Source organism: Martinezella lusitana (genome assembly GCF_014207095.1).
GTDB classification, from domain to species: Bacteria; Pseudomonadota; Alphaproteobacteria; order Rhizobiales; family Rhizobiaceae; genus Rhizobium; species Rhizobium lusitanum_B.
In genome coordinates this window covers 387,788-402,738 of sequence record NZ_JACHBG010000004.1, presented here as the reverse complement: position 1 = coordinate 402,738, position 14,951 = coordinate 387,788, and the positions used below count along the sequence as shown (strand labels likewise).

Below are 14,951 nucleotides of genomic sequence, written 5' to 3'. Positions count from 1 at the left end.
CCGGTCGCTCATCTTTTCTGCGCAAGCTTTACTTCCTATATTCCCGGTCACGCTGCCACCCAGGGATCCCGCCTTGTCGCCAAGCCTGACCTCCTTCACAGACGACGCTCTCATCGCCTTCGACAATCTTGCGGATCGTGCCGCCGGGCTCGTCAACCCGACAATTCGGCTGGGAGTGACCGGCCTGTCGCGTTCCGGCAAGACCGTATTCATCTCGTCGCTCGTGCACAATCTGCTGAATGGCGGCCGCCTGCCGCTGTTCGAACCGGTGCAGTCCGGCCGTGTTTCGGCTGTTCGGCTTGAGCCCCAACCTGATGATGCCGTGCCGCGCTTTCAATACGAGGATCATATCCGCGCGCTGGTCAAGGAGCGCATATGGCCGGATTCGACCCGCGCGATCTCCGAACTGCGCATCACACTCGACTATCAAAGCGCCAGTGGCTGGAACCGGCTGTTTTCCCCCGGCCGACTTTCCATTGACATCGTCGACTATCCGGGTGAATGGCTGCTCGACCTGCCGCTGCTAGGCAAGGATTTCCGCACGTTCAGCGAGGAAACCCTCGCTCTGGCGAATACCGGCATCCGCGCCGAACTATCGCGTCACTGGCTGGAGACAACTATAAGGGCCGATATCCTCGCGCCGGCCGATGAAATGGCTGCACGGGACCTTGCCACTGCCTTTGCCGATTATCTGAAGGCCTGCAAATCCGACGAGCGCTCGTTGTCGACGCTGCCGCCCGGTCGCTTCCTTTTGCCCGGCGATCTCGATGGTTCGCCCGCCCTCACCTTCGCACCGCTGAAACTTCCGGCAGAAGGCGCCGCGCCAAAGGGTTCGCTCTGGGCGATGATGGAGCGCCGCTACGAGGCCTACAAATCGGTCGTGGTCAAACCCTTCTTTCGCGAACACTTCGCCCGCCTCGACCGCCAGATCGTTCTCGTCGATGCATTGCAGGCCATCAATCGCGGTCCGGAAGCCGTGCAGGATCTCGAACGCGCACTGACGGATGTGCTTGCCTGCTTTCGTCCCGGCAATAATTCCCTTCTTTCGTCGCTGCTGGGCCGGCGCATCGACCGCGTGCTGGTGGCAGCCACCAAGGCCGACCATCTCCATCACGAAAGCCACGACCGGCTGGAGACCTTGACCCGCCGTCTCGTCGAGCGCGCCATCGAGCGGATCGGCATGGCGGGTGCCGGCATCGAAGTCATGGCAATCGCCTCCGTGCGCGCCACACGCGAGGCGACGGTCACGCGCGACGGTGAGACGCTTCCCGTCATTGTCGGCACGCCGATGGACAGGGAAACGATTGCCGGCGAGACTTTCGACGGCAACCGCAAGACGGCCGTCTTCCCCGGCGACCTGCCCACCAGTCCGCATTGGCTGTTCGAAGCCCTTGAATCGGATGGAGCGAAGGTCCACTTGCCGGAGGTGAATGTCGTCCGCTTCCGCCCGCCGGAGCTGGACGAAGCCAATGGTGGCATCAAACTGTCTGTGCCGCACATTCGGCTCGACCGCGCCATGCAGTTCCTGTTCGGAGACCGTCTCGCATGACGAAACCGACCGCAAACGAACCCGGCGGGACCGCCCGCCGCCCGGCAGCCTTTGCGCTAGACCCGAGCGAAACGAGCGCCAAGGCACCCCCCGAAACCGTACGCCGCAAGCCGCAGAGCTTCGATACGGAAATCGTACTCACCCCGGATGAGGAAGATCCGTTCCTCAATCCGGCCCTCGACCCGGCATTTGCCGGAACCGCCGAGGCAAAACCGCGCCGCCGCGGCTTTTCCTTCGGCAAGGTTGCCTTAAGCGCGCTCGGCATTCTCATATCGCTTGCCTTCGGCCTCTGGACCGATCAGCTCATACGCAATCTGTTCAGCCGCGCCGACTGGCTCGGCTACACGGCCCTTGCTGCGGTCGCCGTCGGCATTCTTGCCGTGCTCGCCATCGTCATCAGGGAAACGGCAGGCATGATGCGGCTTGCTGCCGTGCAGACGATCAAGGCCGAGGCGGAAGCTGCCATATTGGAGACACGACCGGCGCGAGCGAAAGCCCTTGTGAAGCGCCTCTGCGTCATTCTCGAGGCCAATCCTGAAACAGCGAGGGGCCGCGCAACGCTGAAGGCGGCAGAGGATGACATCATCGATGCGCCGCAGCTGATCGACCTCGCGGAGCGCGAGCTCCTCGGCCCTCTCGACCGGCGCGCAAGGGCACTCATCCTCGGTGCATCAAAGCGCGTCTCGGTCGTTACGGCCGTCAGCCCGCGTGCGCTCGTCGACATCCTCTACGTTCTCTATGAGGCAGCCAAACTGGTGCGCGCCATGGCGGAACTCTATGGTGGAAGACCAGGCACGCTCGGAATGGTCAGGCTGGTGCGTGATGTGCTCGCCCATTTGGCCGTCACCGGGTCGATCGCGGTCGGTGATAGCATCGTTCAGCAACTGATCGGCCATGGTCTTGCGTCCAAGCTCTCGGCGCGACTCGGCGAAGGCGTCGTCAACGGCATGATGACGGCACGAATCGGAATCGCAGCCATGGATCTGTGCAGGCCGCTCGCTTTCAAGGCGCTCAAACGACCCGGCATTGCCGACTTCGCCGGTGATCTCACACCGAATGTAGCCGGCCGTTCCACAACGTAAACGCTTGCAAACCCGGCCTTGCAAGGCGCAAGAAACCAAGCATTAACCATTATCAGGCAAAAGTGAGTACCAGTTTTACGGTTCCGCCTCGCTAGGGAATGTCCATGTTTTCGCGTCAATTTCTTCTTGTAAGCAGCCTCGCCGCCGCGCCCCTCACCGCCGGTGTTTGCGTGCACTCTGCCGAAGCGGCTCCCCGCGACAAGGCATTCTTCCAGTCGGTCGCTGGCTCGTGGAATGGTCCGGGGGAAATCGTCGCCGGCAAATACAAGGGCACGAAGTTCACCTGCAGCCTCACGGGCAAAGCAATCGATGGCAGCGGCGCCGGCGTGAAGCTCGACGGCACCTGCCGCGTCGGCGTCTTCCAACAGCCGATGTCGGCGGAGATTACGCAAAGCGGCGGCTCTTATTCCGGCAAATTCTTGGATGGCGCAGCCGGAAAGGGCCTCGACGTCACCTCCGGCACGGTCAATGACGGCACGGTGGTTCTCGGCCTCAACCGACAGAAACTGAACGGCGCCATGATCGCCCGGGTTTCCGACAGCAAATCGATGAACGTCACGATCTCGGTCAAGGTCGGAGAACAGATGGTACCGGTTATCGGCGTCACTCTGAAGCGTGCCGATGTAGACCCGATAGCGGTGGGATCGATTCAGTAATTGCGGTGCACAGCACCATGATCGAAGGCCGGCTATTTGCCGGCCTTTTTCATTCATCCTCGTTCAGGCCGACCGCCACCACTCCTGGCTCTGATCGGCGACTTCAATTCCCTCGATCTCGACGTCCTGGAGCCACTCATTGATGGCCCGGCCTCCGACCACGAGATCCCCGGCAAAATCGGCAAGCGGCATCAGCACAAAGCCACGCTCGGTCATGCGCGGATGCGGAATGGTGAGCAACGGCTCGGCTTGCACCAGATCATCATAAGTCAGGATATCGATATCGATCGTGCGCGGCCCCCAACGCTCGATCCGGACCCGCTTCATTTGACGTTCGATGTCGAGACAGACGTCGAGCAATGCTTCCGGTGTAAGCGTGGTATCGATTGCCGCGCAAGAATTATAAAAGAAGGATTGATCCGTCTTGCCCCATGGCGGCGTGCGATAGAGCCGCGACACCGCAACCACATGGCAATCGTCGCGCGCATCGATGGCACGCAAGGCAAGCGCCATTGCCCGCACCGGATTATCAAGATTGCCGCCCAGACCGAGCGTCGCACGCATCGCAGTACCTTCAGGCAAAGTGCTCAACGCTCACCTGTACGTAATCGAGAACGCCGGGCACTGGGGCATTGGGCTTGCGCACCGTGATCTTAGCCCGGCGAATGCTGGGGAAACGCCGGCACAGCTCCTTCGCCACATCGAGCGCCAAAGCCTCGATCAGATAGCGGCGGCGACCGGTAACGATTTCCTCGATAACCGTGAAGGCGATGCCGTAGTTGACGGTATCGTCGATCGAATCGCGCTCTAACGCGTCGCCGGCCTCCACATCGAGTTCGGCATCGACAAAGAAGCGCTGTCCGAGGAATTCTTCCTCGTCATGCACGCCGTGGCGGGCAAAGAATGCGCAATTCTGCAGAGTAATAGTATATGTCACAGCGCTCATGGCGTCCCTCCATTTCGAACAGGCACGACGGCGTCCGAAAACCGTTCCCTATCATGTTTCGGGATCATGCTTTAAGTCTCGCGCGCGTCCTGAGAATAGCATCAGCAACCGCCAGTGCATCTCTGTTGATTGCGACATTGTGCACGCGGAATAGGGCAGCTCCCTGCAAACGCAATATCGCGCTTGTCGCCGCCGTACCCGCATCTCGATCCCCCGCATCGCGCCCCGTGATCGTACCGACAAACCGCTTGCGCGAAGTGCCGACCAGAAGAGGCAGCTCGAACCGGAGCAGCGCATTGAAACGCGCCATCAGTTCGAGATTTTCCTCGGCGCTTTCCTTGGCAAAGCCGAAACCGGGATCGAGCACGATATTCTGTCTGCTGACGCCCGCCGCGGCTGCAATGTCGAGCGAGCGGTTGAGGAACAGCAATTGGTCGTCGATCACATCGGGAAGCTTCTGCCGGTCGCGGCCGGTATGCATGATGCAAAGCCCCGCTCCTGTCTGCGCCGCCAAGTCAGCGATATCAGGCTCTCGTTGCAGCCCGAAGACATCGTTGACGATATGCGCTCCCGCGCCGATCGCCAGCCGGGCCGTATCGGCGCGGTAAGTGTCGACCGAAATCAATGCGTCGGTCTTGCCGCGCAATGCCTCGATGACGGGCAGCACCCGCCCCTGCTCCTCGCTGGCGCTGACGGCATCAGCGCCCGGCTTCGTCGATTCGCCGCCGATATCGATAATGGCAGCTCCGTCTTCGACGCAGGCGAGCGCATGGGAAACAGCTGCATCGACAGCTTCATAATGCCCGCCGTCGGAAAAGGAATCCGGCGTCACATTGACGATCGCCATGATCAGGCTCTGCTTGCCGACCTCGATGCTGCGGCCATGTGCGACATGCCAGATGTGGCTGCGAAGCTCCGTCAAGAACTGTCCCATCCCATTGAAAATGAAAAAACCTTGCGCTTGATATTGCGCTCACAGTGGCTATGCCGCAAGGTTCGCCGAAGTTCAACATGGTAGCGACACGAATGCCGCTTGCATCCCAAAAGTTCAGTATTTCGTGTGCATTGCTGCTCGCGTTGTGCCTGCCTGAAATAGCCAGGGCCGAAGTAGTCGCCCGCAAATCCATTTCCTATTTCGACATCAAGGGCCGCACCGCCGACGAAATCGACGCGTCGCTGAACCAGCGCGGTCCGCTTGCGATGGGCTCCAGCAGCCATCATCCGGGCGCCACCAAAATTCGCTTCGGCGGCAACGCGACCTATAGCGAGGCGAAGGGCCGCTGCTACATCTCGGGCGTCAAGGTCACGGTCGACACCGAGATCATCCTGCCACGCTGGCGTGACAGGCGCGGTGCAAACAAGCAGCTGTCGATGATCTGGGATACGCTGACGGCCGACATTCGTCGCCATGAAGACCGGCACGTCGAGATCGCCCGTCAGCATGCGCGACAGATGGAACAGCAGATCCTGGCGCTGCCGCCGGCGACCGACTGCGACACGCTTCAGGAACGGGCAAACGAGGTCACCGCAAGAGAAACAGATCGGCATGATGCCGATCAGGCGCGCTTCGATCGCGTCGAGGCGATCAACTTCCAGAGCCGTATGCGGAGACTGCTCTATTATCGCAGCCGGCAGAATAGCCAATAATTCATCTGCGAGAGCATCATCCCTGTGGGAATGATGATCGGAAGCCCGCCCTCTGTGGGAAAACCGCCACTATATCTGTGAATCGTCCCGTTTTTTCGTTCTTTGAACTTTACGAGAATCTGAAATAGGTTTTTTCTATCAAGCATAGAGATAGATGTACCAACTGATTCTAAAGAGCGGACAATATCTCGAAACGGAACGATTTTTGAGTGCCTGCGCCGTCAGGTTATCTCAGTGTTCGGCGCAGTTTGGGGTTTGTTTTTCAAAGCATGCGCTAAGTGTTCTCCTGGCGCGTCCTGAAGCCGCAGGTGTTTCCTCCCTTGCCTGTGGTGATGCGCCCGCCTCGCCTCGCTCGCTGCACCAGCTGAGCGGGGCATCTTTTTGGTACGGGCGCCAACCTCAGTATCCGACAGACCGGCAGGAAAAACACTGGCAGCCAATCAGCGCCGGAAAATCTCAGGCTTGACGTTCCGGCACATGGACGACGAGCCCGTCAAAGGCAGCCTTCATCCGGATCTGACAGGACAAGCGCGAGTTCGGGCGAACGTCGAAGGCGAAGTCGAGCATGTCTTCTTCCATCGCCTCGGGGCTGCCGACCTTCTCCGTCCATTCCTCGTCGACATAGACATGACAGGTGGCACAGGCGCACGCGCCGCCGCATTCGGCTTCGACGCCCGGAACGGAGTTGCGCACGGCATTCTCCATTACGGTGGATCCGTTGTCGACATCGAGGTCAAAGCGTGTGCCGTCGAAGGCGACGATGGTCAGTTTGGTCATGTCAGTGAATTCCGAAATTCGTGAATGAAGAACGATCCTGAATTTTACTTCCAACAAATCGTCTAGCCAGTCAACATTTGCGCCGCCGAAACGGTTTTGCCCGTCTGGCGGCGCAAGCATTTACCGATTGCCGGAGCGAAGAGGTCAGCGCGACAATTTGAGGATGAAGTTCTCTGCCTCGATCACCGAGGTGGTGACAGCCGCCATTTGAGCGGCGTCGCTTCCATTCCTTTCGAGCGCAGCAGCGGCATCCGCGACGCGGAACGCACCGACGGCGCTCGCCGCACCTGTCAGCTTGTGGGAGGCGGCGTGAATACGCTTGGCGTCGCCGCTGCCGATCTCCTGCAGACAGGAACGAGCCTGCCGGGCGAACATCTGCAGCACCTCGACTTCGAGTGCCTTGTCGCCCATCGTCTGTTTTCCGAGATGAACAAGATCGATTGCCTTCGTCTGCGCGGGGGTCGGTCCTCGCGAGTTATCCGGAGATTCAAATGCAATATTCGATGCTGCCATGTGCCAACGCTCCCGTCCTTTATCTATGACTGTATTAGCGACCTGCCCTATACTTGCGGCCTGGGCATGGCCATCGAGTTAAATTTTGGCACATTGAGGGCGTAAAACTCGAGACATGGTTAACGTGCGTTAAACATGCTCAAAATCTTGGATTTTCGTGACGTTGAACGTGCAAAGAGGGTTAACGCGACCCTAACGATCCACTGTATTTAAGGTGGAATTAATTGTCATGACTGGGGGAATGTGTCACTACGATACTGGTGAATTGGGTAGATGGCACATGCCTTTGCCCAGGAAGTGGATGATGGTAATGTTTTCATAACATCCGTTTGAAAAACCAGTTATCCACTCTGAAATGTAATGGGAATTCCAATACCGGTTTCGACCGGAGGCGGAGCCCCCCACGGGAGGCAGGGTTCGTCTTTTCCGGACGCGGCGGAATTACCGGAAACGACACGGCAGGCCCGAGTGAGTTTGTAACGAGGCGTAACCGCATGGCGAACAAGAAGTACATCGAGTCGGTCGAGGACAAAGCCTTCCAGGCGTTGGACGAAGCATTGCAGATCGATTTCAGTGACGAGAACTTGGAGTCTCGCAGCGGCCCTGCGCCTGATGTCCCGGAGCGAAAAGTGTCTGAGCCGCCAAAACAGCCGATCAAGCAGACCATGGACGATGCCGCTCGCAAGACCGCCGGCGCACGCAGTGCAGCCGCCCCGGCCGCATCGCCCCGCTCCGCCGAGGCGCCAAAGAGCCCTAACCTGGCAGCCGCCAACGACGGCAACCGGGCAAGCCCCGCCAGCATCCTGAAGGCGCTCGACGGCGGCTCGCAGAGCCATGCTGTCCGCAACGCGACGATCTTCTCGCTGTTCTGGATCATCGGCGGCGCCGGCCTCGCCTTCCTTCTTTATGGAGAGCAGATCCGCAACATTCGCTCGATTGCCGATCTCGCCGCCCTTCCCGGCGTCATCGCATGCATTGTCGGCGTCGTCGTTCCGGTTTTGCTGTTCTACGCCTTCGGCATGATGATTTCGCGAGCGCATGACATGCGCAATGCCGCGCGCTCCATGGCGGAAGTCGCCCTGCGCCTCGTCGAACCCGAAACCGTTGCCTCCGAGCGCATCATGACGGTCGGTCAGGCCGTTCGTCGCGAAGTATCCGCGATGAACGAAGGCATCGAGCGGACCATCGCACGCGCCACCGAACTGGAAACCCTCGTCCATTCGGAAGTCAACGCGCTCGAACGCAGCTACGCCGATAATGAATTGCGTGTCCGCGGTCTCGTCCACGAACTCGGCACAGAGCGGGACGCGATCGTCAACCACGCCGAACGGATCCGTTCGTCGATCGCAGGCGTTCACGATCAGATCAAGGAAGACCTGTCGCTTGCGACTGAAGAGATCGCGGTGCGCCTCTCCACCTCAGGCGAAGCCTTCGCATCCATGATCGATACGCGCGCTGCGGCGCTGATGGAGAAGTCGGATTCTGCCGTCCAGGCGCTCGGAACCCTGCTTTCGGCCAAGACCGACAGCCTCCTGCAGAACCTCAACGCTTCCGGCCTGGCGCTCAGCCATGAATTCGACTCCCGATTGGATGCGCTGTCATCGACGCTGAGCGAGCGCGGCAAGGAACTGCTCGGCCAGTTCGAGACCCGCGCATCCACGCTCGACGCGAACACGGAAAAGCTGAACAACGCGCTCAACGATCGCGCCCGCCAGCTGAACGAAACGCTGGTCGCCCGCACCCGCGAAATCAGCGAGAGCCTCACGGGCGGCGAACGCTCCATCACCGGTACGCTGGACAATGTTCTTGCCAAGCTCAATTCGTCCCTCGACGAAAAGGGCGCGAGCTTTCGCCAGAGCCTGCAGTCGACGGCCGACGATGCCATCATGGACATCGACCTGCGCTCCGGCTTCTTCGAGGAACGCTTCCAGTCGACGATCGCACAGCTTTCGACGACTTTCGACGAACGCGTCTCGGAATTCACCTCGGCCTTCGACAAGCGCGCCGGCACGCTGGACAGCAAGCTTTCGGAAAGCCTCGCCCGCATCAATCAATCGCTCGGCAGCAACTCCGAGGCTCTCGAAGGCATCCTGACTTCGAGCATCGAGCGTCTCGGCTCGTCCCTCACGGATCAGTCCTTTGCTCTTGCGACCACCCTTGCCACCGGCCAGGAAGTGCTGGAAAGCGCAATCGGTTCCAGAGCCGGGGAAATCACTTCCGCGCTCCAAAACGCCACCAGCGGAATTTCGTCAGCCCTCAGCTCCGGCACGGGCGAGTTGCATTCCGCGCTGTCGACCCACGCAAACACCTTCACCAATGCTGTGCAGGGTGTGACCCGGGACGTCACCGCCGCGCTTCAGAGCGGCACTGAAGAACTCACGACGACCTTCACTGGCCGCGCCGCCGAGATCAACGACACGCTCTCTTCGCGCACCAGCGAAATCACGCAGGCGCTGGGCTCTGCCCATGAGCGCATCGACGCCGTCATGGCCTCGCGCAGCAGCGCCCTGTTCGGCGCTTTGGCCGACAATCAGTCGCGCTTCGAGAAGACGCTCGCCGAGCGTTCCGAAGGTATCGTCAGCGCCGTCAGCGGCTCGCATGAGCATCTGACTGCCGCGCTCGACGAGCGCACCTCGATGCTGGCGATCTCACTGGCCGAAAACCAGCTTCGTCTGGAAAATACGCTGGCGAGCCGCTCCGATGCCATCACCGGCGTACTCGCCGATACCCATGGCAAGATCGCCGATACGCTAGACGATAAGACGATGGCGCTTGCCATCGCCCTCTCCGAAAGCCAGTCGCGGCTGGAAGATACTGTCTCCGGACATGCCGAGCAGGTGGCCGGCACCCTGGATGAAAAGACCAAGGCCATCGCCCGCGCTCTTGCGGAAGGTCAGGCCCGCCTTGAAAGCACCGTTTCCGGTCACGCGGAAAGCGTCACGAATGCGCTCGACGACCGTACCATGGCGTTGGCGATCGCTCTCTCCGAAAGCCAGGCTCGCCTCGAAGACACCGTTTCCGGCCATGCCGAGCGCGTCACCGAGACATTGGACGGCAAGACCGGAGCGCTGGCGCGCGCCCTCTCCGAGGGTCAGGCTCGCCTGGAAAGCACTGTGTCCGGCCATGCGGAAAGCGTGACCAACGCGCTTGACGACAGGACGATGGCCCTGGCGATCGCACTCTCCGAAAACCAGGCGCGTCTTGAAGAAACCGTCTCCGGTCACGCAGAGCGCGTCGCAGCAACGCTCGACGGCAAGACCGGAGCTCTGGCTCGCGCCCTTGCCGAAGGGCAGGCACGCCTGGAGAGCACCGTTTCCGGACATGCGGAAAGCGTAACCAACGCGCTCGACGACCGTACAATGGCGCTGGCGATCGCTCTCTCCGAAAGCCAGGCTCGCCTCGAGGAAACCGTCTCCGGCCACGCCGAGCGCGTCGCCGATACGCTGGATGGCAAAACCGGCGCCCTCGCCGCAGCCCTCACCAGCGGACAGAGCCGCCTTGAGGAGACGCTTTCCAATCGCGCCGAAGAGATCATCCGGGCGTTTGCCGGCAATCATGCCGCCCTGGCCAATGCGCTCGACGACAGGACGATGGCCTTGGCCGTCGCACTGGCCGAGAGCCAGGCTCGCCTGGAAAGCACCGTCTCCAGTCACACCGAAAGCGTTACGAACACGTTGGACGACAAGACGATGGCGCTTGCCATTGCTCTTTCGGAAACCCAATCCCGCCTTGAAGACACCGTTTCCGGCCATGCCGAGCGCGTCGCCGATACACTGGACGGCAAGACCAGAGCGCTCTCGGATGTTCTGACGAACGGCCAATCCCGCCTTGAGGCGACGCTTGCCAATCGCGCCGAAGCCATCGCCAGCGCATTTACCAACAACCATGCTGCCCTGGCCGATGCTCTGGACGACAAAGCGATGGCACTCGCCATTTCGCTCTCCGATACCCAGTCGCGCCTCGAAGACACGCTTTCGAGCCGGTTGGACGCGCTGTCCAGCACCGTGGCCGGCACCCACGACAAGATCGTCAACAGCCTCGACGACAGAACGATGGCGCTGGCAATCTCGCTCTCGGAAAACCAGGCGAAGCTCGAGGAAACGCTGGCCAACAGCGCTCGGACCATCGCAAACACGGTAACCAGCGGCCACGACGCGCTAACCAATACGCTCGATGACAAGAGCATGGCTTTCGCGATCTCTCTCGCCGAAAACCAGAACCGCTTCGAAAGCACGCTGGAATCACGCGCCAACGCCCTGCTCGACAGCGTCTCAGGCGCTGAAGCACGCGTCGCAGGCGCCTTTGGCGACAAAGCGGATGCCATTCGCGCTGCCTACTCCGAAAATCAGGATCGCCTCGATCGCTCGCTTGCCGCCCACACGGAATCCCTTTCCGGATTGCTCGGCAGTAACGCCGATCGGATGGAAAATGTCCTCGGCAACACGACGCGCCAGCTTGAGAATACGCTTGGTACGGGCCTGTCCGAAATGGATCAGAACCTTGCCTCTGCCTACGAGCGCATGCGTTCCACTTTGGAGGATCGCAGTAACGCGATCAGCCTGACGCTTCGCGATGCCCATGCCCAGATCGACAATACGCTGCTTGAGCAGACCACCAACATCGGTACGTCGATCGCAACCAGCGCCAGCATGTTGGAAATGTCTCTCGAAGACCGCGAAGCCTCGCTGCGCCAGACGATCGACAGCAGTGCCAAGATCCTCGAAGAGCGTCTGAACAGCGGTGCCGGCAATATCGCCGGCCGCATTCAGCAGGCCGCGGGCGATATCGCTCGCTCGGCCGATACCTTCTCGTCCAACCTCAATCAGTCGATCGACGGCATGAACAGCCGCTTCGCTGAAACTGGCTCGCGTGTCGAGGCAAGCCTTTCTGCCCTCGAAAACCGCATCCATGAGGGAGTGTCCGGTGTCACCGCCCAGGTCGACGCGTCCGGCAACCGCCTCTCGGACACGTTGGCAACCGGCTCGGCCCGGATCGATAGCAGCGGCAACGAGGCTGCGGCTCGGATCGAAGAGCGCCTGGCCACTATGGATCGCGCCCTCAATCTCGGTCTCGAAGCCGTCAACCGCACGATCGAAGGCAAGGCTGCCAACCTCGCGACGACACTGCGCACTGCCGTTGCCGATGCGGCTCAGGGCATGGACAGCGAGGCGACCCGCATGGCCGACCTGCTTGCCCAGACCGGCCAGCTGTTTGCCGAAAACCTTGGCACCCGCAGCGATGCCTTCACCCGCGCCATGACAGAACGCTCCGACGACCTCGTCAGCCGCGTCTCGGAAACGCAGAACCGGCTGGCAAGCCAGGCGGCTGCGGTTGCGCAGACCTTCTCAGAGGCCGGCAACGCGATCGTCAACAAGGTCGCGGAAGCCGAAGGCCTCGTCAGCAACCAGGTCAACACGATCTCACAGGCCCTTTCTTCAGCCGAGCAGTCGCTGGAAGCCCGTGGCGCAGCCATCCGCAATACGCTTGCCGGCGGCAGCGAACAGATCGCCTCCACCATGTCTCAGGTCGAGCGTGCCCTCGAAGAGCGCAGCACGGCTATCCGCAGCTCGCTGGAAGACCGTGCCCGCGAGATCGACGCCACACTCGCAGATGTCGACAAGGCACTGGAAGCACGCGGCTCCTCGATCCGCACGTCGCTCGACGAACGCACCCGCGAACTGAACTCGATGCTGGCCGGACGCTCCACCGAACTGTCTCGCCTAATCGACGAGAAGGCGCGCCCGATCGTCGACCGCTATGCAGCAACCGGCCAGGAAGCGGCAGCGCTCATCACGGCGGCGGCGCAGGAAAGCACAGAGCGCCTGCGCGCCGAAAACGCCGCCCTGATCAACGCCATCGCATCGCGCACCGAGCATGCAGTCGGCACCGTCAGCGCGCTGGAAAACAACCTGCTTGCAAGCGTCAACGGCATCATCGCCCGTCTTGCGGAAAACAACTCCGCTATCACCGGCCTGCTCTCCAATGCCGCAGCCGAGTTCGCAAGCGTCGACGATCGCCTCAGCGCAACATCGGCACGCTTCGCCGACTCCGCTGCAAAGGCCGGCGAGATGGTTTCGGCTTCCAGCCGTCTCCTCGAAGGCAAGGTCGACAAGCTGTCTGAGATCACCGGCCAGACCCTGTCGCAAGTCGGCAGCATCGTCGGCCGCTTCGACGACCACTCCAAGGTGCTGACGCAGGCCTCCCATCTCCTCGGTGCCGCCCAGTCGAACCTCGTATCGACGCTGGAAGAACGCGAAACGGCGCTGCAGAATCTGGCCGTCGGCCTCGTTCAGCGCTCGGAAGAGATCGAGAACACCATGCGCGCCCTCGGCTCCATGGTGGAAACCGCCTTCGATCGCGCCGAACAGCGTTCGAACCAGGTCACCGGCAATCTGCGCCAGAGCGTGCAGTCTTCCTTCGCGGACATCGGCCGCGTTCTCTCCGACGCAGAGAAGCGTGCCGAGGATGCAGCGGAAAACATGCGCGGCTCTCTCCAGAAGGCCGGCGAGGAAGCAAGCCAGGCGATGGAAAGCAGCTTCGCCAATGCCGAGCGCCGCTCCAACGATCTCACCAGCCGCCTGCGCGGTGGCTTGACCTCCTCTCTGTCGGAAGTCGAGCGGATGTTTGCCGAAGCCGGCAAGACCTCCGACGGTGCCGCCGAACAACTTCGCGAAACCCTGCGTGTCGCAGTCGATGACGCGATCGGCCGCTTCGCCGGCGCCACCGACGAGATCCGTCGTTCGGCCGGCGATATCCGTCGCGAACTCGACCTGACCCGCAGCGAGCTGAAGCGCGGCGCATTCGATCTGCCGGAAGAAGCCAAGGAAAGCGCCGCTGCCATGCGTCGCGCCGTAGCGGAACAGATCAAGGCGCTGCAGGACATCTCGCAGATCGTCGGCCGCTCGACGCAGCAGCTGGAAATCTCCGAACCCGCAGCGCGCGCCCTGGCAAATGCACAGCCGGCGCCGCGCCCGCAGCCCGCAGCAGCCCCCGCACCGGTGGCCGCCGCTCCCGCCCCAAGGCCGCAGCAGCCTGCTCCTCAGCCGGCACCGCAGCAGAGCGTCCAGCAACCGGCGCCGCAGCCGCAGCAGCCTTCGATCGAGACGCTCGGTCTTCGCGGTTCGATCCCTGTCGAACGCCAGGCCGTCCAGCCGCAGCGCCCTGCTGAAACGCCCGCACCTGCCCGCCAGGAAACGGCAGCCGGCGGCGGCTGGATCAGCGACTTGCTGCGCGGCGCCTCTCGCGACGAAAACGCAGATCTGCCGCCTGCGCGTCAGGCCGCGGCGCGTGCGCAGGTTGAACAGCCAGCCGCTCCGGCAGCTCGCAACCCGCGTCACGTCGTCGAGTCGCTGAACTCGCTGTCGGTCGATATCGCTCGCGCCATCGATCATGACGCCTCGGTCGACCTGTGGCGCCGCTATCAGCGCGGCGAGCGCGACGTGTTCACCCGTCGTCTCTACACGCTGAAGGGCCAGCAGACCTTCGACGAAATCAAGCGCAAGTACGACCGCGAGCCAGAATTCCGCACAGCAGTCGATCGCTACATCGCCGATTTCGAAAAGCTGCTTGCAGACGTTGCCCGCACAGATCGCGACCGCACCGTCACGCAATCCTATCTCACCTCGGATACCGGCAAGGTCTATACCATGCTGGCCCATGCCGCAGGCCGGTTGAGCTAGGATCCGGACAAGCAAGGATACTGAAAATCCCCGGCTAAACGCCGGGGATTTTGATTCCAGGCAATCGTGCGTTTGATGATATGAAAAAAGGCGCCCCGAAAG

General features: G+C 61.5%; 11 protein-coding genes. 6 read left to right on the top strand and 5 right to left on the bottom strand.

The window, feature by feature from the left end; translation table 11 throughout:
- The first annotated feature begins 73 nt into the window (after window positions 1-73).
- The 3 genes from GGD46_RS12235 (at window position 74) to GGD46_RS12225 (ending at window position 3,287) form a co-directional block, all read left to right on the top strand.
- Window positions 74-1,549 (top strand): YcjX family protein, encoded by a 1,476-nt coding sequence (locus GGD46_RS12235; RefSeq protein WP_184704088.1) that lies wholly within the window; start codon window positions 74-76, stop codon window positions 1,547-1,549.
- The gene (locus tag GGD46_RS12230) at window positions 1,546-2,631 is read left to right on the top strand and encodes a YcjF family protein (protein ID WP_184704086.1); all 1,086 of its coding nucleotides are present in this window, start codon (window positions 1,546-1,548) and stop codon (window positions 2,629-2,631) included. The genes GGD46_RS12235 and GGD46_RS12230 overlap by 4 nt, the downstream gene beginning before the upstream one ends.
- A gap of 104 nt (window positions 2,632-2,735) precedes the next feature.
- Window positions 2,736-3,287, top strand: coding sequence for a hypothetical protein (locus GGD46_RS12225; RefSeq protein WP_184704085.1), 552 nt, complete (start codon window positions 2,736-2,738; stop codon window positions 3,285-3,287).
- A 63-nt stretch (window positions 3,288-3,350) separates the two neighbouring features.
- Here GGD46_RS12225 and folK read toward each other — a convergent pair whose 3' ends face one another.
- The 3 genes from folK to folP all read right to left on the bottom strand — a co-directional run bounded on the left by folK (window position 3,351) and on the right by folP (window position 5,167).
- Window positions 3,351-3,851 carry a 2-amino-4-hydroxy-6-hydroxymethyldihydropteridine diphosphokinase gene (folK, locus tag GGD46_RS12220; RefSeq protein WP_184704083.1) on the bottom strand — a complete coding sequence of 167 codons (501 nt, stop codon included), beginning with the start codon at window positions 3,849-3,851 and terminating at the stop codon, window positions 3,351-3,353.
- Window positions 3,852-3,861: 10 nt separating this feature from the next.
- Window positions 3,862-4,233: a dihydroneopterin aldolase gene (gene folB, locus GGD46_RS12215; RefSeq protein ID WP_184704081.1), complete on the bottom strand. Its 372-nt coding sequence runs from the start codon at window positions 4,231-4,233 to the stop codon at window positions 3,862-3,864.
- Window positions 4,234-4,297: 64 nt separating this feature from the next.
- A complete protein-coding gene (folP, locus tag GGD46_RS12210) occupies window positions 4,298-5,167 on the bottom strand; it encodes a dihydropteroate synthase (protein WP_184704079.1) in 870 nt (289 codons plus the stop codon).
- Window positions 5,168-5,259: 92 nt separating this feature from the next.
- Here folP and GGD46_RS12205 point away from each other — a divergent pair, with 92 nt between their 5' ends.
- Both GGD46_RS12205 and GGD46_RS12200 read left to right on the top strand, forming a co-directional pair.
- A complete protein-coding gene (locus GGD46_RS12205; RefSeq protein ID WP_184704274.1) occupies window positions 5,260-5,880 on the top strand; it encodes a DUF922 domain-containing Zn-dependent protease in 621 nt (206 codons plus the stop codon).
- 154 nt (window positions 5,881-6,034) lie between these two features.
- Entirely contained in the window at window positions 6,035-6,346 is a 312-nt protein-coding gene (locus GGD46_RS12200) for a hypothetical protein (RefSeq protein ID WP_184704077.1), read from the top strand.
- Here GGD46_RS12200 and GGD46_RS12195 read toward each other — a convergent pair.
- On the bottom strand, window positions 6,337-6,657 hold the full coding sequence (locus GGD46_RS12195; protein WP_184704075.1) for a 2Fe-2S iron-sulfur cluster-binding protein: 321 nt from the start codon (window positions 6,655-6,657) through the stop codon (window positions 6,337-6,339). The two genes, GGD46_RS12200 and GGD46_RS12195, sit on opposite strands and share 10 nt — an antisense overlap.
- Before the next feature lie 144 nt (window positions 6,658-6,801).
- Window positions 6,802-7,170: an Hpt domain-containing protein gene (locus tag GGD46_RS12190; protein ID WP_184704073.1), complete on the bottom strand. Its 369-nt coding sequence runs from the start codon at window positions 7,168-7,170 to the stop codon at window positions 6,802-6,804.
- A gap of 494 nt (window positions 7,171-7,664) precedes the next feature.
- Here GGD46_RS12190 and GGD46_RS12185 point away from each other — a divergent pair, with 494 nt between their 5' ends.
- Entirely contained in the window at window positions 7,665-14,849 is a 7,185-nt protein-coding gene (locus GGD46_RS12185) for a hypothetical protein (RefSeq protein WP_184704071.1), read from the top strand.
- Window positions 14,850-14,951 lie beyond the last annotated feature (102 nt).